The 19,598-nt window shown below is 49.4% G+C and carries 19 protein-coding genes; 13 read left to right on the top strand and 6 right to left on the bottom strand.

Annotated elements, in window-relative coordinates; all coding sequences use genetic code 11:
• Nucleotides 1–55: 55 nt before the first annotated feature.
• The gene (gene lpxC / locus ACOYA6_RS21435; protein WP_422655370.1) at nt 56–979 is read left to right on the top strand and encodes a UDP-3-O-acyl-N-acetylglucosamine deacetylase; all 924 of its coding nucleotides are present in this window, start codon (nt 56–58) and stop codon (nt 977–979) included.
• 106 nt (nt 980–1,085) lie between these two features.
• Here lpxC and ACOYA6_RS21430 read toward each other — a convergent pair whose 3' ends face one another.
• The 4 genes from ACOYA6_RS21430 to ACOYA6_RS21415 all read right to left on the bottom strand — a co-directional run bounded on the left by ACOYA6_RS21430 (nt 1,086) and on the right by ACOYA6_RS21415 (nt 4,378).
• Nucleotides 1,086–2,180, bottom strand: coding sequence for a flavin monoamine oxidase family protein (locus ACOYA6_RS21430; RefSeq protein ID WP_422655369.1), 1,095 nt, complete (start codon nt 2,178–2,180; stop codon nt 1,086–1,088).
• Nucleotides 2,177–2,866 (bottom strand): cupin domain-containing protein, encoded by a 690-nt coding sequence (locus ACOYA6_RS21425; protein WP_422655368.1) that lies wholly within the window; start codon nt 2,864–2,866, stop codon nt 2,177–2,179. The genes ACOYA6_RS21430 and ACOYA6_RS21425 overlap by 4 nt, the downstream gene beginning before the upstream one ends.
• Nucleotides 2,867–2,898: 32 nt before the next feature.
• The gene (locus ACOYA6_RS21420; protein ID WP_422655367.1) at nt 2,899–3,243 is read right to left on the bottom strand and encodes a carboxymuconolactone decarboxylase family protein; all 345 of its coding nucleotides are present in this window, start codon (nt 3,241–3,243) and stop codon (nt 2,899–2,901) included.
• A 220-nt stretch (nt 3,244–3,463) separates the two neighbouring features.
• The gene (locus ACOYA6_RS21415) at nt 3,464–4,378 is read right to left on the bottom strand and encodes a LysR substrate-binding domain-containing protein (RefSeq protein ID WP_422655366.1); all 915 of its coding nucleotides are present in this window, start codon (nt 4,376–4,378) and stop codon (nt 3,464–3,466) included.
• Between the two features lie 176 nt (nt 4,379–4,554).
• Between ACOYA6_RS21415 and ACOYA6_RS21410 the strand changes: the two genes are divergently transcribed.
• The 6 genes from ACOYA6_RS21410 (at nt 4,555) to ACOYA6_RS21385 (ending at nt 10,020) form a co-directional block, all read left to right on the top strand.
• Nucleotides 4,555–5,331, top strand: coding sequence for an SDR family NAD(P)-dependent oxidoreductase (locus ACOYA6_RS21410; RefSeq protein WP_422655365.1), 777 nt, complete (start codon nt 4,555–4,557; stop codon nt 5,329–5,331).
• Nucleotides 5,332–5,376: 45 nt separating this feature from the next.
• Complete coding sequence (locus tag ACOYA6_RS21405) at nt 5,377–5,847, top strand: OsmC family protein (protein ID WP_422655364.1); 471 nt, start codon at nt 5,377–5,379, stop codon at nt 5,845–5,847.
• 38 nt (nt 5,848–5,885) lie between these two features.
• Nucleotides 5,886–6,404 (top strand): carboxymuconolactone decarboxylase family protein, encoded by a 519-nt coding sequence (locus ACOYA6_RS21400; protein WP_059307824.1) that lies wholly within the window; start codon nt 5,886–5,888, stop codon nt 6,402–6,404.
• A 27-nt stretch (nt 6,405–6,431) separates the two neighbouring features.
• Nucleotides 6,432–7,460: an alcohol dehydrogenase catalytic domain-containing protein gene (locus ACOYA6_RS21395; RefSeq protein ID WP_164540468.1), complete on the top strand. Its 1,029-nt coding sequence runs from the start codon at nt 6,432–6,434 to the stop codon at nt 7,458–7,460.
• Nucleotides 7,461–7,464: 4 nt separating this feature from the next.
• Nucleotides 7,465–8,670, top strand: coding sequence for an MFS transporter (locus ACOYA6_RS21390; RefSeq protein WP_422655363.1), 1,206 nt, complete (start codon nt 7,465–7,467; stop codon nt 8,668–8,670).
• 189 nt (nt 8,671–8,859) lie between these two features.
• A complete protein-coding gene (locus ACOYA6_RS21385) occupies nt 8,860–10,020 on the top strand; it encodes an IS30 family transposase (protein WP_422655362.1) in 1,161 nt (386 codons plus the stop codon).
• 450 nt (nt 10,021–10,470) lie between these two features.
• Here ACOYA6_RS21385 and ACOYA6_RS21380 read toward each other — a convergent pair whose 3' ends face one another.
• Nucleotides 10,471–11,658, bottom strand: a complete 1,188-nt coding sequence (locus ACOYA6_RS21380; protein WP_422655361.1) for a YiiX/YebB-like N1pC/P60 family cysteine hydrolase — start codon at nt 11,656–11,658, stop codon at nt 10,471–10,473.
• Between the two features lie 396 nt (nt 11,659–12,054).
• Here ACOYA6_RS21380 and ACOYA6_RS21375 point away from each other — a divergent pair, with 396 nt between their 5' ends.
• The 5 genes from ACOYA6_RS21375 (at nt 12,055) to ACOYA6_RS21355 (ending at nt 15,538) form a co-directional block, all read left to right on the top strand.
• Entirely contained in the window at nt 12,055–12,315 is a 261-nt protein-coding gene (locus ACOYA6_RS21375) for a hypothetical protein (RefSeq protein ID WP_422655360.1), read from the top strand.
• 314 nt (nt 12,316–12,629) lie between these two features.
• The gene (locus ACOYA6_RS21370) at nt 12,630–12,980 is read left to right on the top strand and encodes a hypothetical protein (protein WP_422655359.1); all 351 of its coding nucleotides are present in this window, start codon (nt 12,630–12,632) and stop codon (nt 12,978–12,980) included.
• 142 nt (nt 12,981–13,122) lie between these two features.
• Entirely contained in the window at nt 13,123–13,656 is a 534-nt protein-coding gene (locus ACOYA6_RS21365; protein ID WP_422655404.1) for a DUF6884 domain-containing protein, read from the top strand.
• Nucleotides 13,653–14,159 carry a hypothetical protein gene (locus ACOYA6_RS21360; RefSeq protein ID WP_422655358.1) on the top strand — a complete coding sequence of 169 codons (507 nt, stop codon included), beginning with the start codon at nt 13,653–13,655 and terminating at the stop codon, nt 14,157–14,159. The genes ACOYA6_RS21365 and ACOYA6_RS21360 overlap by 4 nt, the downstream gene beginning before the upstream one ends.
• Before the next feature lie 599 nt (nt 14,160–14,758).
• Nucleotides 14,759–15,538 (top strand): TraX family protein, encoded by a 780-nt coding sequence (locus ACOYA6_RS21355; RefSeq protein ID WP_422655357.1) that lies wholly within the window; start codon nt 14,759–14,761, stop codon nt 15,536–15,538.
• 782 nt (nt 15,539–16,320) lie between these two features.
• Here ACOYA6_RS21355 and repA read toward each other — a convergent pair.
• Nucleotides 16,321–17,334, bottom strand: coding sequence for a plasmid replication initiator RepA (repA, locus tag ACOYA6_RS21350; protein ID WP_422655356.1), 1,014 nt, complete (start codon nt 17,332–17,334; stop codon nt 16,321–16,323).
• 539 nt (nt 17,335–17,873) lie between these two features.
• Here repA and ACOYA6_RS21345 point away from each other — a divergent pair.
• Nucleotides 17,874–19,577, top strand: coding sequence for a hypothetical protein (locus ACOYA6_RS21345; protein WP_422655355.1), 1,704 nt, complete (start codon nt 17,874–17,876; stop codon nt 19,575–19,577).
• The last annotated feature ends 21 nt before the right edge of the window (nt 19,578–19,598 follow it).

Here is a 19,598-nt window from a genome sequence, read left to right as displayed (position 1 = left end):
ATTTACTACTCGAATACATTTGCAATGAGAATTAGTTTCGATTACAGGCCTTGATATGATTAAGCAAAAAACTATCAGAACCTCTGTTTCAATGACAGGTTTAGGGTTACATAGTGGATTAAAAGTCCAAATGAATGTCATTCCTGCAGGAATCAATACGGGGATCGTTTTTCGTCGCGTTGACCTGCATCCTGCAGTCGATATTCCTTTACGTGCTGAAAATATTAATGAAACGACACTTGCTACTACTATCTTCAATGATGATGGCACACGCGTTTCAACAATCGAACATTTACTCTCGGCAATATCCGGGTTAGGAATCGATAATCTTTTGATAGAACTTAACGCAGGTGAAATTCCTATTGTAGATGGAAGTTCTGCACCATTTGTATATTTACTACTCAATGACGCGGGTGTAATTGAGCAGAGTGCCCCTAAGAAATTCCTAAAAATCAATGAAGAAATACGCGTAGAGCTTGACGATAAATGGGCAACCTTAGCCCCCTTTAACGGCTTCCACCTGGATTTTACTATTGATTTTAATCATCCAGCGATAAGTCCAGAAAATAAAAGATTTACAACCACTTTGAATCCAGAGGTTTATATTGCTGATATCTCCCGGGCCCGTACGTTCGGTTTCTTGCGCGACGTTGAGTATCTTCAGTCGAAAGGTCTGGGTCTTGGTGCGAGTTTAGATAATGCAATTGGCCTTGATGAGTACCGAGTGCTGAATAAAGAAGGGCTGCGATACGAAGATGAGTTTGTCCGGCATAAAACACTTGATGCAATAGGTGACCTTTTTGTCTGCGGCTATAACATTTTGGGCGCATTCACCGCATATAAATCCGGTCATGCTCTTAACAATCTCCTCATCAGAAGTGTTCTACATAATCAACAGGCCTGGGAGTTCGTACAGTTAGACTCTGCGCCGTTTTCCGAAGTACTGGCAGGTTCCATGATGCCTGCTTACGCCAGATAGTTTTTCTTTACAACAACAATGCCAGACCATAGCTTAGAAATCGTGCAGCCCAGGTGGCTGCACATGAAAAATGGCCCGGTCAAGCGGTACTGAGGCTTACCTTAATTTATAATCGCTGCAGTAAATGATTAACTCCCTCTGATGCAGCATCAACCGCGCCCGCAAGATAACCTGAAAATTGTGGCGACCATTCACTGGCAATTCCCATCATTTTACCCGCCCATTCTTCGTTCACTGGCGTCTGTTCAGGTAATGCGTGCACGAACTCCTGCCGTAAATCCTGTTCTGTCGCTGTAAAAGGATCGGCTGCCCAGTCTTTTATAAATTCCCTTAGGGGGTCTGCCGCAGACTGGCCAAACAATCGTACAAGTTGTTCCCGGCACATCTGCATTAGTACAGCTTCAGAGACTGTCTGTCTCGCCTGTGCTGGCACACCAATAAAGCCAAATATCGCGGTGATACCTGATTCTGGCTCAGATACATCGTGAATTTCTACCATAGGCCCAACATGACTGCTTGCATCACCAGAGAGGTTTTGTTGCTGCAGGAAGTCTTTATTATATAAGGCGACATACTTCGCATGAGGAGCCATCCATGTAGGGATCTTACCCCAGCCAGAAAGCAGCCCATCGGGCAAAGTGGGTTTGAAAACAATTTTTGCCGCCTGTGCGGGGGGCAGAGCCAGCAGGACGTGATCGCAGGCGAAGGCCATGCTTTTACCATCTTCCGCTCGGCTATGCACCAGTACTTCTTGACCTTTACTGGAGACAGTCATGACCTGTTGGCCAAGCATAATTTTCCTGGACGGGATCTGATTTTTCAACGCAGATGTCAGGGCCTGCATACCGCCTTTGAGCCTAAATGATGCTGGTGATGTTTGATACGATGGATAACGTTGTGGTGCAGAATGGCGCTGGCGCTCAAACAGCATTTCTCCCGGGCGAGTCTGCGGGATAAGAGAGAGGCCGAGCGCATTAACAAGGCGTGCGAGTTCGGGCTGCATTTCTGGCCAGAACCATGTGGCCCCCATATCGACATGAAGTCCGTCAGGGGTGTTTGCTAACATCTGGCTTGAAAGCACACGCCCGCCGGCTCTATCTCTTGCCTCCAGTATCGTATAGGCCACACCCGCCTTTTCAAGTAATGTCGCGGCGTATAAACCACTCACACCTGCGCCGATAATAACAACTTTGCCGCTCATGAAGTGACTCCGATCAGGGTTTCAGGGCTAAGATGCCCCGTTTTCAAATAGAGAAGAGTATCCGTCCCAGCGGCCAGCAATGCGGGCATATCTCCTGGCGGCAGCCGTAACCAACTACCTTTCTCATATTCACCTTGCGGATCTGTGAGGGTCCCTTCCAGTATCATCAGCTCCGCTCCTCCAGTCAGGGGAGTACAAAAGAGACGCTCGCCTGGGGCGATTTTCAGTAGCATGACGGTTTCAGATGCACTGGAGAAAAGAGGGCACACTTGTCTTCTCGGTTGACCGTGCCAGTTCGACATATCCTTCGTATTGATTCTTAAAGGCTGCCATTCTTCAGGATTCATCTGGCGCAGCTTCACGAAAATGGTCGTACCGCCATGACTCGAAGGTTGATGAGAAGAACCATCCGGGCTGCGCAGATACCAGCCTGCCGGGTAATCAATCCCGTTCTCTGTAAAGATACCGCTCAGGACCAGAATTTCTTCTCCACCAGGGTGATTGTGTACGGGAAAAGTAGAGTCAGGGGCATACCTGACAAGACTGGTCGCCCGGGCCTGTTCGCGACCGATTCTGTCGAGCATCACTCGCTCGACACCAGGCTGAGGGGAGGCTACCCACTGGTAGCGGTCAGGCGTCATTACAGCACGCTGTGAGAAATCTGAATTCAGTAACATCATATTCATAATACGGCACCCTTGCAGGTGCCCTTTGGGGGTTAATTGTTCGGCAGGCTGTCGTAAACATCCAGGGCACGTGCAGTGTAAGTCAGCGCTGCACCAGTGTTCAGGTTAATGGCGACGGCCAGTGCCTCTGCAATCTCTTCACGGGTAGCACCGTGCTTAACCGCAGCATCAACATGTACGGCAAGACATCCATCGCAGCGCGTGGTGACAGCAACGGCCAGCGCTATTAATTCGTGTGTCTTAGGATCAAGATGTTTGTTTTCAGATGCGCCTTTGTCCATCTGCTGAAAGCCTTTCATAAATTCTGGCTGCAGTTTGGCAAATTTACCGATGGTTGCGAGCAGGCCGCTGCGATATTCATTCCAGTTTAAAAACATGTCGGGCTCCGGTTGGTATAGGTTTTAGATAAAAATGACGTCCCTGGCCAATGCCTCTGGCGCATTTGCAAGGTTCTATATCATTCACTGGAGACGATTATCAGAAAGCCCGGTAACTTCAACAAATCAGATATTCTTGCGAAGCGGTGAAGAAATTCTATGTCGTGATGTTGGTAGCGGAAGAGGCATTACGCGATCGATTGATGCCTGTGCCTGGATATTATTCAGTTTCCGACATGACGTCCTGAAGTAGCCAGTCGTGAAAAATATTAACTTCACTACGCATAACCTGCTGCTGCGGGGTTACCAGATAATACGACCATTTTAGCGGCCAGCGATAGTCGGGCTGCAGCTGCGCAAGCTGTCCGGTTTCGATAAGTTTCTTCACCAGAGCATATCGTACGATAGCTACACCGCGACCGCTCAGAGCGGATAGAATCACCGCTGAGGTTGAATTGATATGAAGTCCGCTTTCAAGTGCCTCGGGGGCATTCACAGTCTGGAGCACCTTGTCCCACGATGGAAAATCTGCGCCGGGATGAGGGGTATCATCATAAATAAGCTTTTGCGTGGCGAGCCACTCACCACAGGTTAATTTGCCTTCCGGAACAATACGCGGACTGCATACCAGCACGGCTTCTTCATCCATCAGCCAAGTTTTATTGACGCCCGGCCAGTCCCCCTGTCCACAACGGATACCGATATCCGCCTCCCCGTGCGACACGTCCATCAGTTTTTCCGTAACGTTAAGCCGCAGGTCGATACTTTCATGGGTTTCTGAGAACCGGTTCAGTCGTTCCATTAGCCAGTTCATCATCAGTACCTGAGAGGCGGTTACTACAACGACCGAACGCGCGCGACGTCCGCGTAGTTTGTTCAGGCCAGATTCCAGTTTGTCCAATCCCTGGGTGATGTCCAGCAGGGCTTCTTGTGCTTCATCAACCAGCGTCAGGCGCTCCTTCCCTGAACGGGTGCGGTGAAGAAGCGGATGTCCCACCCAGTCTTCCAGTGCGCGGACAAGCTGGCCTACTGCGGCTGGCGTAACGCCCAGCTCCTGTGCCGCGCCAGTAAAACTTCCATGCCGGGCTGTAGCTTCAAAAGCATGCAGCCATTTCAGCCGATTTAGCGATCTCATTTCATATTTCCTGACTCATTATTTTCTTCAGTATACGTTAACGAGAAAGATTTTCTTTCCTGCTTCGCAATTTCTTCTCATTCGTCAATACCGGGGGAGGGTGGCATTCTGATTTCACAGGATGAGGGGGCTGCCTTCTCATCAATGACAATCCAATGAATGTAAAGAGGTTAGCGATGAACGCATCTTTCTCCGGTAAAAAACTGTTAGTGGTCGGTGGTACAAGCGGTATGGGTTTCGAAACGGCGAAGCTGGTTCTGAAAAACGGTGGCAGCGTTGTGCTTGTTGGCAATCGCCAGGACAAAGCCGAGCAGGCTCGCCAGGCGCTGGCTGCAGACGGTCAGGTTTCTATCATCGTTGCCGACCTGATGACAGAAGAAGGGATGCAGCACGTAGTGAACACTGTTAACGCCGAACACAAAGATATCAGCCTGCTGGTGAATGCGGCTGGCGTATTCTTCCCGAAACCGTTCACCGAACACGAGATGTCTGATTACGACATGTACATGAACATCAACCGCGCGACCTTCTTCATTACCCGCGACGTGGTGCGCAACATGGTTGAGGCCGGCATTAAAGGCTCTATCGTCAATATCGGCTCCATGTGGGCGCAGCAGGCTATCGGTGCCACTCCGTCTTCTGCCTACTCCATGGCGAAAGCCGGTCTGCATGCACTGACCAAAAACCTGGCGATTGAGCTGGGTGAAAAAGGCATCCGCGTGAATGCCGTTTCTCCGGCCGTTGTTCACACGCCGATTTACGAAGGCTTCATTCCGAAAGACGACGTGAAGGACGTGATGAACAGCTTCGACAGCTTCCACCCGATTGGCCGCGTGGGTACCCCTGTCGATATCGCGGAGACCGTTGCCTTCCTGCTTTCGGACAAGACTGGCTGGGTCACCGGCGCCATCTGGGATATTGATGGCGGCGTGATGGCTGGCCGTAACGCCTGATGACTCTGCCGCACGCGGGCGACCGTGTGCGGCACTGGAGTACTTATGCAAATCCAGACCGCAAACTATGACCTTGTCACCACATGGCAGGGGGGTATGGCCAGCCGCACGCGTTGCCAGTCTATGACGGGTGACAAGCGCCAAAGTCACGTTATCGATTCAGATGAACCTGTCGCGCTGGGTGGCGAAGGGCGGGCGCCCGGTCCTCAGGATCTGCTGCTGGCAGCTTTTAACGCCTGCATGACGGCTGCCTTTGTTCAGGAAGGCATTGGTGCGGGCATCACGCTGACCCATCTTGATATTGAGACCCGCGGTGAGCTTCCGACGGGAATATCCCGGCACTGTGAAAAAACCACAGATATCTCTGCTGGCAGGCTGCAGTATGTCATTCACGTCAGCGGGAACGGGACGGCCCATCAGTTCGAATGCATCCATCAGCGGGTCATCAACGCCTCCCTTAACCGGTGGTTACTGGCTCAGAACATGACGATAGAGGGTGATTTAATTCTTATCTGATGCGGTCCGGATACCCTGTTTAACCTGGAGAAAACACCATGACCACACCACGCGTGACCCCCTGGCAGGATGGTGAGCCTGTCGATGCGGACCTGCTTAACGCGATGAAAGCCCGACGTCCCGGTGGGGAACTGATTGGCATTGACCGCATATTGCTTAAAAGCTTTCCGCTGGCCACAGGCTGGAATGAACTGATGGTCCGGGTTCGTCAGCAATTTTCCCTCAGCCTTGAATACCGGGAACTGATCATGTTGCGTGTTGCCTCACTCAACAAAGCAGAATTTGAATGGAACGTGCATTACCCTGCTTATCTGGATGCAGGCGGAACGGCTGAAAAAGCGGCTGCACTTGAGCCTGCCTCAGTGTCATCCCTGTTTAATGAAACCGAAACCCTGCTCATCCGGCTTACCGACCAGTCAACGCACGGAGTGGTCGTGGATGCAGACATCATCGACGAACTGAAACGCCGGCTTGGGGAAAAAGAGACCGTGGAAGCTGTCGCGACCGTTGCGGCCTATAACATGGTGTCGCGTTTCCTTGTCGCCCTTGCCATCTGATACTCCCCCTTTTTACCGGTGCAATTTATGAATAAAAAATATCGCGCTATGCAGATCGTTGCCCCCGGTGTGCTGGAAATGACAGAGCGACCGATACCCGCTCCCGGCCCGGATGAGGTGCTTATCAAAATTGATGCATGCGGAGTATGCGGTGCCGATCTCCGGGACGCGGAAAAAGCGCCGCAGGAGGGCCAGCCCGGGCGTATCCCGGGACATGAAATCGTTGGATACATTGCGCGCAAGGGCGACAGGGTGCCCGATATCTGGCAAACCGGCCAGCGAGTCGGGGTCGGGCGTCTGGGCGGTTACTGTCAACACTGCAACCCCTGTCGCAGCGGACTTTTTCATCTTTGCGAAAACCAGCTGACGCCAGGTCTCAGCTGCGATGGCGGCTATGCCGAGTACGTTGTCATGCGTTATACCGCGCTGATCGCTATTCCCGCAGAACTCTCTTCCGTGCATGCCGCCCCGATCCTCTGCGCCGGTACGGCTACCTTTAACGCGCTGCGTCATTCCGGCGCCAGGGCAGGCGACAGAGTCGCTGTTCTCGGGATGGGGGGACTGGGCCACATGGCCGTTCAGTACGCCCGTAAAATGGGTTTTGAGGTGACGGTAGTGGCGCGTGGCCATGAAAAAGAACGTGCGGCCTTTCAGCTGGGCGCGCATCACTACATCGATGCGCTCAGTGAAGACGCATCAGCGCGCCTTAAAGCTGACGGCGGGGTGAATTTTATTCTGGCCACGGCTTCGGATTCAGAAAAGGTCTCAGGCCTGCTGCCTGCTCTGGCCCCCCAGGGGAAAGCGATCCTGTTGGGGACCGGACGAACGCCCCTGCAGATTATGCCGGGCATGATGATTGGCGCGGAACGCGCGCTGTCAGGTTCCTTCGTCAGCACGCCCGCTCAAACCGAACGTGCGCTGCGTTTCAGCCACCTCTTTCAGACGTTGCCCGTCACAGAACAACTGCCGCTTGAGCAGGCCAATGAGGCGCTCAACAGGCTGAAGATGGGTCAGGCGCGTTACCGGATGGTGCTCACAATGAATCAGGATAATTAATCCCATGTCCACAGAACCGTTCCTGCCTGTTGCAGACCAGAACAATAATATCATTCGCCTCTCGGCCGCCCAGGCTCTCGCCGGTGCTAACTCGGTGGTTTTTTATGCCACGGGGGCCATTGTGGGTAACGCTATCGCGCCCAGTAGTTCTCTGGCTACGCTGCCCATCACCATGTTTGTTCTGGGCATGGCGGCCTGCATCCTGCCGTTAGGTTCACTGGCGCGAAAAAATGGCCGTAAGGCTGCCTTTATGGTCGGCACCGGGGCGGGGGTGATTACCGGACTGATCGCTGCACTGGCCGTCCTGATTGGCTCATTCATCCTCTTCTGCGTTGCCGCCTTTATCGGAGGGGCATATGCAGCCGTGGCGCTCAGCTTTCGTTTCGCCGCCACCGATGGTGTGACACCGGAACGACGGGCACGGGCGTTGTCGCTGGCGATGGGAGGAGGGGTGATCGCCGGTGTGGTGGGCCCCATGCTGGTTTCCGCAACAATGCATCTCTGGCCACCTCACACCTTTGCCGTCACCTTTCTTGCCCAGGCGTTCGTGGCCATCATCTCGGCGTTTATCCTCAACGGCGTGAAAACAGCCGAACCTGCCAGTGCAGCCAGAGCGGGTGGGCGGCCTTTGCGCGAAATAGTGCGTCAGCCGGGCTTTGCCAGAACCGTATTTAGCGGCGCGGTCACCTATATGGTGATGAACTTCCTGATGACGGCTGCACCGCTGTCGATGCACATGCACGGCATTTCTCAGCAGGCGTCCAATCTGGGGATTCAGTGGCACGTTATTGCCATGTACGGCCCGGGATTTTTCACCGGCAAGTTAATCAGCCGTTTTGGTGCCATGCGTATCGCCGCGACGGGTCTGCTTATCACTGCATGCTCTGTCCTGGCCGGTCTTGGTGGAACCGATATTTTCCATTACTGGCTGTCGTTGATTTTACTGGGCCTTGGCTGGAATTTTGGCTTCACTGGCGCATCGGCGAAAATCATTGAATATCACCGTCCCGAAGAGAAAACCCAGGTCCAGTCCCTGAACGACTTTGTGGTGTTCGGGGTGATGATCGTCGGGTCATTTTCTTCAGGAGCGCTGCTCAGTCTCTACGGCTGGAACGCCGTCTTGTGGGGATCTCTTGTTCCCGTCGGTCTTGCTTTTTTAGGTATTGTTAAGGAGTTGCAGGCAAAAAAACAGGATAAATTAAGCTTCTGATGCAGTTTTATCAGCAACCTGGCAGCGGGTTATGTTGATGTGCAAAGTATTTAAAGCCCAAAATCAACGAGCATGATTATAGGCATACTTGTCGATGCTCACTGGCCCCATGATCTCATTAATGTCCGCTTTTCGCTGTGAGTTCAACGGGTCGATGCAACGCTATCCTTAATCAAGGGGGACGTTGCCATGAAACGAAGAACGCGCATTTACTACACGCCAGAGCAGAAGGCGATTATCTGGGACAGATATAAGCAAGGTGATTCCCTGCATGATATCGCAAGGATGTTCGACAGATATCATTCTTCTATCATGCCCACTATCCACCAGACTGGTGGATACCGCCCCCCTGTCCGAAAGCGACACAGGTTAGCGCTTTCGCTTGATGAAAGGGAGGAAATATCCAGAGGACTGGTAGCAAAACGCAGCATCAGGGACATCGCTGCCAAATTATCAAGAGCGCCCTCAACGATTAGCCGCGAGGTCAGTAGGCACGGTGGTGCAAAACAATACCGTGCAGCAAAAGCCGATGCTACTGCGTGGGAAAGTGCTTTGAGACCAAAACCTTGCAAGCTAATTAGAAGTTCCACGTTGTGTAAAATCATTGCAGAAAAGATGCATCAGGACTGGTCGCCGGAACAGATCGCCGGTTGGCTGAAACGCTGTTATCCGGATAATCAGGAAATGCATGTGTCACATGAAACGATTTATAAAACGCTTTTTATACAAACCCGGGGAGCATTAAAAAAAGAACTGCAGCAATGCCTCAGAAGTGGAAGAGCGGTGCGTAGATCCCGAACGTCATCCCTTAAAGGGAAAGGATTAGGGAAAATCCCGAAGGCGATACCTATCAGCGAAAGGCCACCGGAAGCCGCAGACAGAGCCATACCGGGTCACTGGGAAGGCGATCTGATCCAGGGCTCGAAAAACTCCTATATCATCACCCTCGTAGAACGTCATTCCCGTTTTGTTATGCTGGCGAAGGTCCGAGACAACAAGACCATAACGGTTATATCTGCACTCATCAGACAAGCCCGGGAATTACCTGCTGAGCTTTATAAAACATTAACTTGGGATCGTGGTGCTGAAATGACCAGCCACACACGATTTACTGTAGCGACAGACATTCAGATTTATTTCTGTGATCCTCAATCTCCCTGGCAACGTGGCTCAAATGAAAATACGAACAGATTGCTCAGACAATATTTTCCAAAAGGAACTGACTTATCGGTTCATAGCCAACAACGACTAAACAGTATTGCCAGGCAGCTCAACGAGAGGCCGAGAAAAACGCTAGACTATGAATCACCGGCAGAACGGTTCAATAAGTGTGTTGCGTCCATCAGTTGAACTCACAGCTCAAAGCGGACCTTCGGTTTACACCTGTATTTAGCTTTGAACTCCCTCCTGCCGTATCTCCTTCACCTTTCCTTACGATGGCTCAGTCCAGATCCGACTTTGAAGGTTTTCAGATCTCTGCTGAAATGAGAAGCGAAAACAAAAAGCACGGTAACCTCAGCATCACTTTAAGCAATTACTGCTCCATCACAAATTACAGCTTTGAAGGACAGAAATTAGTAACGCATTGCATAAATGCTAGGTTTGCATAACGAGCAAAACAAAGATGATAGTTGTGAAAGATCAGCAGTCTGAAACAGCAGGCGGCCCTTAAGGGCCGCCGGTAAATATGTTAGCTCATGGCAAGCGGGGGTTATCTTCAGAAGGGATCTGGTATCTAAGACTCAGCCGCGACAACCGGCACATATTGAATGTGTTCTGCGCTATACAGTATTGATCCTCTCAGGAAATCGCAATCTCCGGCGCATACTTTCTGATTTCATTTAAAATAGCATTACTCAGTTCATTTATTTCACTGAAAAATGGAATATCTTTTTTTAAAACTGAGTACTCTACTATGATTACGGTACGGTCATACAGCGCCTGCAATAAGCCTTCATATATAGAAAATTCAGCTTCAAAATATTTCAGACCCCATACAAGATTATCTCTGCCGCTTATGTATGACTGCAGGCGGGGCACAAGAACCTGAGCTTCTTTGTTGACCTCTCCCCAAAGCCTCTCAGAAATTTCATTACCGTCAGCATTTTTGCTAATGCGGGCACTGAACAGATCAAAATCGTAGCGAAATGGGTTCTGTTGCCTGTCCATTTCAATATGATCTAGATAGCCTGATGCCTGCATGGCCTCTGTCATTTCCCCGTCAAGTCCGGGAGAAGTTCTGTTTTCGAACACGGCCTGCGTAATGTCATTTAACGTCGTGACAGTCACTTCACCGTCTGAGTCCCCCACCGTTTTGATACCATGATTTTTTAAAATAACGAGTGCCGCTTCCACAAAACGAACAGTGTTTTTAGCATGACTGGCGTGCGGCGAAACCTCAAGCGCGAATGCAGCCTCTTGTTCGGAAGCAGGGCGGACCATATCCGGTACTGTCACCAGAAACCCGCTCCGTTCAAGATCAGCTGGCGAGCAGAAATTCGCATCACTGACAAGATTTATGCCTGCTTCTTTATAACATTGCGCCACTAAGCGTGAACAAAACTGTTTTCTGCTGTTTTCTCTGAATTGCCGAGTAAATACAGGACCCTTCACTAAAATGGCTTCAGCAACTGAATACTGACTGCCCACGAGGTAACGAGCCTGATTGCACAAAATTGTTGTTATTTCTCTTCCCGGATCTTTGGCAAGCCTAAGGACTTTGAAATCAGATATGGCCCTTACCGCCGATCGGTTTGGAATCCGACTGAATACGCCCCCGTCCCTTGTTGCTTCAATAATCGTCCCGCCGACGTATATCATTGCATGAGAGTAGTGGCTGCCGGTATTCTTGCAGATTATATCTGAATGCATTTCATATCCCCGCTCCAAAATAATATCTCCGGGACGGAGGCGGTCATGATGCAGTATGAAATACGGGCCATCATACTCATGCGAACTTGTTGATTTTCCCATCTGTTCAATTTCCATGTTTTTATGTGTTGGATCTGTCCAGTTTACAGGAACTCGGCTTTAATAATGGCTTCCTTGATTACGAATAGCGTTGCATCGACCCATTGAATTCACAGCTCAAAGCGGACCTTCCGTTCCCACCTGCCTTTTGCTTTGAACCCCTTTCTGCCGTATCTCGTTCTCCCTTCCATACGTTTAATTAGTCCAGATCCGACTTAGCCTTTTTTTGGATCTGCCAGGCGGCAAGCTGGCAAAGGATATGATTATTGAGCAATGCACACTAAATCATACTTAATGTGATATATGTCGTAATTCATTAACATCATATCTGATATGATCTGTACTTGATAAGTACAAAATAATTCACAATATGATTTTACACCTAACCGGACATTATCAGACGGAGCGTGCAGGATGGAGAAGGAACTGAATTTTTCACTCAGCTATGAGCAACTGACCCGGATAGCGGAAGAGCGTATCCGTGAGTGCGAGCTGGACAGCCAGGGCGCTAAGTACATCAGCGAATCGGGTAAGGCCAGCGCCATTCTGGGATTCTGGTATGAACTGGCCATCAATGGTGCGCCACTGAACAATTACGAACAAACCAAAGCGCTCATTGACGCCGATCAGCAGCGCCTCAGAAAACTCATCTGGCCGGAGACGGATAAGCAATGACTCAGGCACGCCGACCATCACCGCTGCAGCGGCGGGTACTGATTGTGCTGGCCGCACTGGAGGCACGTCATCCCGGAACCCCCGTACCTACCCGTCTCATTGAACGCCTGATGACCGAGGCGGGGGACGCTCCCGTGTACGGGCCAAACCTCCGTGCCTCCTGCCGGCGCATGGAGACCGCGGGCTGGCTGCGCACCCTGCGCGCACAAAATCTTCAGCTGGCCGTCGAGCTGACGGATGCCGGCCGCCAAATCGCCAGTCCACTCCTGGAGGCCGAACAGGCTGCAGAATCAGAACGCCGCCGAAGAGAAAGAGTGGTTGTACTACCTGGCGCTAGCGGTACTGACACTGGCAAGCCATATGACAGAATGGTGGAGCTGGACGGCATCTGTCATATGGCTTGCCGTGCCGACTTTGTGGTGTGCCTTAATGGCCGGACCTGCCTGCAGCTGTGGGACGTCGCGGGCGAAGTTACCCGACTGGAGGGCGATCCCCTTCAGGTGGCGCAGTGGTTCGGCTGCTGCCATGCAGCCGGCATGGCCGTGCGTACGCAGATTAATGAAAGTTCTACTCCGGAAGAAGGTGTTCCGGTACCGGCATCCGATTTCCTTCAGGGCAGTGAGCAGCCCGATTCAGAAGGAAGTGCTTCAGCGGAAAAGTCCTGAGCCGGGCCAGCGGGTCCGGCCGTACTCACCTGATAGTCACCTGCACGCAGCGCAAAACCATAGCAGTCGGTGAGACGGTGTTCCCGTACACAGAAAACGGCAAACCAGCTTATATTAACTGGGGTAAAATGCTGAAACGGTCCTGGAGCACTGGGGGAACTCTGCCGGCGGGAGCGTTGTACACCGGCAGCACTGGCGACGGGCTGTGGCCGCAGCCGCCAGTACCGGGGCGGAACTGTGGGTGATTTCGGCTGGACTCGGATTACTTCATGTCACCGACACTATCGTGTCCTATGAAGCGACGTTTGCATCGATGCCATTCCGCCATCGGGAACACTGGTCTCGCCTGACAACATCCCCGCCAACGGCTCGCCGTTGCGCTTCACTGCAGAAGCTGATGCAGGCATGCCCGCACGATCGCTTTGTTATCGCCGCCTCACCTGTCTATCTACATGCGGTGGAAGAGGATCTGCGTGCAGGAAGCAGGGAGCTTGCCTCTCCAGGACAACTGACCATTGTGACCTCAAAAGCGTGGCAGGGTAATCTGAACGCCCGGGTGTGCGTGACAAACGCCGGAATGATGAATGACCTGCGCACGAATATGACGGGACTGAATATAAGCTATTCAGCACATCTTATTCAAAATGAGAACCAATTACAGGGAACAAGTCCATGAGCAATAAGCTAACCGAGAAAAAAGTCGATGACCTTATTGAAACGTTGAATGCACTTATTTGCGAGGATGACTTACTTAACCGTGAACAGCGTGAAAATATGGTCAGAACGGTGGCGGTAATGGGTGGACTACAAGAAAGGCTGCGTGTCATTTCTGCATCAAAAGAAGCCCGTAAGCAGGCAAAAGCTGATAAAATAAAAAAGCCGCGTGAACCAGATATTGTTTTTCCACGAACCGGTAAAATATGGATCCAGGAAGAATCAGAAACCATTCGGTCCATTATTGACGATATACCTGACCATGATATTAATAATCATATCCTCTGGCTTTCAGAGAAGCTTGGAAGAACGCCTTATGCCATTGCAGTGAAAATTGTCAGCGAAGGTCGGATGGATGAAGAATGGACGAAAACATGGAAGGAAGCCGCAAAAGAGATACGAGAAAGGCATGCGGCTGCGGCTGCGGAACAGCAGCTTCCGGATACCAGTACATCAGATAAATAAGCAGGGGTTAAATCAATGAAAGTTACTATCGATGTAGGGAAACTTTGTAAAGGTGTCGGCTTTTTTACTTTAATGGCCTGTGCTGTCTATTCTCTGGTATATATATTTTTAATGGGAATCAGAATACTTAACACAGAACCGACCTGTATAGGGGAGTTGTGCTTCTCAAGCGCAATGGATGACCCGGTTCTGGGATGGGTGTGTATTTTAATGCCATCTTTTCTACTTTTGTTCGTTTTTTTTAAAATATTCATAAGCCGGGATAACTAAGGCAATAAAGAATGTTATGTAACAGCTAACGATCGAGAGGATGTTTTTTTGATAAGACATACAAACTTTAACCTAAACTTTTTTTCCCTTCTGCCGATAATTATAAGGTCAGGAAGGGAAGTGAATGAACGATTTTCATATTTTAAATATCTGTATACAGAATAAAGATACATCTGGTTGCATGCGGGTTCTGCGCGATAAGACTGAGTTTGCAGCACGTAAGATCCTTGAAAAACTCAGGGTCAGAATATCGAGCCATACAGGCAGGGCTTTCTGGCTATGGGTTCAGACCTGGCTTCTGAATGCCTGCCGTCAGGAGAGTAAAGACTGTGATTCTGCCAGCCCAAATACGTCAATTAAATCTGTTTCCTGCAGGGATCAGTCCTGCCGCTCTGGACCTGGTGAAGGTTCTGGCACTTATGGCCATGCTGATCGACCACGTCAACACGCTGTTTATAACCCCACTCGATCCGCTGATGTATGCGCTTGGCCGGATGGCCTTCCCCCTGTTCACGCTTATATGGGCGATGAACGTGCATGGCAATCCCGAACGCCTGCAGCATCGCGCGAACCGTCTGTGGATGTGGGCATTACTGACCCAGCCGGCGTTCATGCTGGCGTTCCGCCATCAGCTGCCCGGATATGCCCTGAATATTCTCTTCGTGTTTGCCGCCGTAACGCAGCTGCTTGCCCTGAAGCATCAATACGGGAAGAAAGGACTGATGATCGGGGTGATGATCGTTGCCGCTCTGATTGTTCCTTTGACACCCGGGAGCTTCGGAATGGCGGGACTGGCTCTGGCCTGTTCTCTGGCCGTCGTTTACTCACCCGTAATGGAAAAATGGCACCGGGCCGCAGAACTGGCGGCCGTTATCTCCCTGGCATGCCTGAACGGTGTTTCGCATCTTGTTTCCGCGCCGGCGGACACGTTGCTTTTTGTCACACTGCCGACCCTGGTTTTGCCTCTCCTTGCCGTCACCCTGGCACAGAAGCACACCGGCGAAGATGGCCAGCGTTTTATGCCACGAAATTTCTTCTACTTCGCCTATGCCGGCCATCTGTTACTGGCAGGCATCCTGCTCTGTCTTCACATGCCCGCAAGGGCATAAAGGCGACAAATATCGGTATGTCAGTCTCTGTCGGTAAGGGTCGCCGTCACCGGCTTTAGCCGCTGCGGATTGATAGTTTCTGCCTTAACTGACCTTCCCCCTGCAGGGCCATACCCGCTATAAGCGACTCAGTAGCTTCGGTGCGCGATCGGAGTGGTCACGGCGAGGCTTTGCCGAAGCCGGGGCTTATCTCCGCGTTATGCGGCCCGGAGGGCCGCTTACGAGCGTGTCACTCATTCTTTCCAGCTACGCTACTAAAAGCGACTTTATTTCTAGTTACAACATCCCTCGTATAGCGATGCTGTTCCGGCCCTTTGGGCCGGGGCGGCGGCGGTTTTGCAGGGGTAAGGTGTGAGCCTGATGTCGGGTTCTGGCCAGAACGGGACCCGGCGCTTGCGACGGGGGGGAAGCTTTGATTTTATCTGAGCGCGTGGCCGTCAGGCCGCTGCATGCGAAGGCATTATTGATATCCACAAAGTGGCAGAAGACAAAGATCCACTCTGGAATGTAATGAACAGAGTGATAAAAAAGGGGGTTAGATAATTTTGCGGGTTCCCTGTTGTTCATTTCCGGAAAGCACGACTTATCCCTTTGCGGATTTCTGTGGAAAACCTGGATGATCGACATTCTGTGCCGTCAGGATGGGAAGTTTTACTTCTGAATACTCAGGCAGACAATGTGCGGTGAATAATAAATGCGCGACTTTCCCGGAAAAAACCAGCACAAAAAGCCCCGGTCAGGGACATGTATACAGAAAGAGAGCTTAGCGGTTTGTGTCGCTGTTAATCCGGAGGTGACAGAGCCAGATCCAGCTGATACAGATGCTGTACGGCCAACTGGGTCAGTCGTTCAGGCGTACACCAGTACGCTTCATCATGTGAAAGGGTTTTGAAAATCCATTTTTCCATGACATGAAGACGTTCTTCTGCTGGTAGCTTAATCAGATTGTTGGCTCGCTTGCGTTCAGCCCCTTTCTTCCGGCGGTAAGTGAGGGCATCACGCCGCTTCTGAACTGACCAGTACTGTCGGGCCTTATGTGGGGTAATATCATCATGTTCGGTCATCGCACCTTCATGAATCAGTCGTTCACGCTCAGCGCTGAGACGAAGTTTCTTCTCCTGTTCTTTTAGCAGTTTGTCCATATTGACACCCAACATTTTAAAACCAGCGGGAGTGATATAGACATAAACAGGGAGCCAGGAGCGGGATTCACGATCCCAGATACGTTCTTCTGCCAGACCCAGTACGCCAAAGCGTACTTGTTCTTCAATAAGGCGTGACAAGCGTGACACCGTCACCTCGGTTTCCGGTATGACGTTGCCTTTAGAATCTTTCATACTCAGTTCTTTCGCCAGGCGAGAAATACACATGCCGACTGTATGCTTGCCGGCATCGCAGAAACTGACGAGCAGGGGCCAGAGAGCATCAATAAGGCGCTGACGTTCGGGACGGAAACCGTATTTTCGGCCTGCCTTCCGGCGACCAGTAACGTAAAGAGGATGGCGCGAGACGTGACTACGCAGCCTGGACTGCCCAGTCGTCCTGTCAAACATCACGAGCCGGTTGTAGGCATGGCCCAGTTCCCCGGAAAGCTTTTTATAATGCGCCGGGCGATACCACACCGGAAATTCACATTTGGCACGAGTTGAATGGTCACCGCGCGTACGGCGGGTCCGTTTTTTGGCTGGTACGATGAGAAAATCATCCTGAGTTCCGGCATCGACTTCCTGCCAGAAACGGGTCAACTCATCGGCCGGAAGCTCAGACCAGTGGAAAGGTTTTTGATTGTCATTCACGGCGGCCTGTTCTTATGGCGGCCGGGTGTTGTTTTCTATGGTGCATGCGTTATAATCCTTCACAGGCGTCGCGCCTGCTTTTGGACCCCCTGATATCTGACGATTCCGCCAAGTTTCAGACAGATTTCGGGGGGTTTGTGCATTCAGGCTCCGGGGAAACCCCGTCACCTGCTCCTGAACGTTTTAACGGACACGTCCTGTCTCTGTTTGTTTACGGAAGTCCGCATTTCTTCCGTAAAACCATCTTCTGCCACCTAGCTGCCTCACCACAAAGCAGTCAAACCTTCAGTTTGAATTAGGTCACAAAAGTAATCTGAATCAGCAATATGTCCCACCACAAGACGATTGCAGATGTTTCGAATATTACATGTTCGTTAGCTCATTTTCCAGATGAATGTCGATAAGCGTTTGGATAATGTCGTCGATACAGTTTTTCGCTATCAACACTGTATCGAGCAATGAAATTGGTTGCTAGAAAGTAGATGTTTTGTTGCGTATGATTAAAAGTCAACCTTAAAGGCTTCTAACATGGACTTGCTATGGCTTTTGTATCAGAAAGAGAAATTGTAAAAAAGATATTTAGCAAAAAATTTGACTTTGCGTTTCTGGCGTTTTTCTATACTTCCTCGGTGTATTTTCTTCTTTGTAGTGGAGTTCTCTTTCAATATTTTACAGCTGCCTTCACAAAAGGTAATTGTTATGAATGCTCAATGAAACTTGATTACATAAAACAATTTTATTTTTCACAAGGAGCAGCATGGTATCTCATCTCTGCCGTTGCAGTATTTATTGGAACTGTCTTTATACAGCATAGGATTAAAGGTTATTTAACTTTATTAGCTCTCACATGGATCGTACTAACAATAACAGATGTGGTTTTAATACACGCGTTAGACGATATAGCTATGAATAATATTTTACTAAACATACTTTACAATCTTTTTGGAGCGATTTTGTTGTCTCTGTTTGTGTGTTTATCAAACTCGCTCCTTTATTACCTTAATAAAACAAAACAAATCCCAATGGTATTATCGGCAATGCTTCCATTGATTGCTGCAATAATAATAGCAATGTTTATAACCGCCGTTATATATTTGTTATTTGCTAGGCAAGCCGTAGAGATTGAGATGGATGTATCTGAAGGCTCAGACATCGCTTATGTAGGTGTAAAAGATAATGAGGAATCATTTGGGTTTTTAAATGATAAAAAAACAGACACACCAACATATTTGGACGTAATGAAAAATGGTAGTTTGATCTTTAATGATATAAAGGGTTTAAGTGGAGCTGATATCTATATCGTCTCAGGTTGTTATGCACTTCCAAATTTACTTCACAATGTACCGCTTGATGCTAAAAAATCTTTTCTGAATGTGAAAAAGATAGAAATTACACAGAAACTTCCGATGATGGGGTTCATACAAGGTGAATCCGCGGATGTGATACCTAAAGCGGCATCAAGGTTAAGTTTGAGCAAGCAAGATGATGAATATATGCTAGCCTCAAGTGTTACTAATTCTCAAATAACATTTGAATCAAACAATGCGCAATTAATGGTTGCTTTCGCATTTATGCCAATAACTACAAATGGCATTTTGCATGATTATAAATATGATATAGTGATCAATAATAAGAAATATAAAATTGAAAATCATGTCGCTCCCTTGTCTAGGCTTGATAAAAATAAGAAGATGAAATGCGAATATCAGCAAATATCTGAATTAACAAATAGTTATAGCGTTAACGCTAATTATTTGACGGGCTTTTTACTTGTCTTAAAACCAGATGATATTATCAATTACAACAATAGCCCTTACGTACTGCTTAAGACTGACTTTGCTTTCTATAAGAAAACATACCAGAAGCTTGATAAAATTTATGATGATATAAGTAATGGGAAATTAACTTCTCTGAGAGCAACAGGTATCTCCCAGTTTAGTATCAATGGGAAACATGTGTCGTTAAGGCCAGAATCGGAGATAATCATTTCTGAAGGGAATTTGTATGGGCTAGTTAATAAAAGTAAGAAAATTAAAATTTATGGCACTGCAGATCTTGTTTTTGTTGATAATAAGATCATGAATCTTCGGAAAATCACGTATTTACAATCTAAACTTGAGATTTTCGGCTCTTCTATTGTAGATATTTTAAAGTATATATTTGGTTTAGGTCTGCTAGCCATTTCAATAAAGTGCATTTATTCTTACTTTAAGAATGATGTTAATGAAAATTTATTCCTGTAATGCATTTGGCTCCACTAGGGG

Origin of the sequence: Leclercia barmai (assembly GCF_049312895.1) — a bacterium.
GTDB classification, from domain to species: domain Bacteria; phylum Pseudomonadota; class Gammaproteobacteria; order Enterobacterales; family Enterobacteriaceae; genus Enterobacter; species Enterobacter barmai.
Note: the sequence above shows the minus strand (reverse complement) of the source record. Positions and strands in the feature narration are given on the sequence as shown.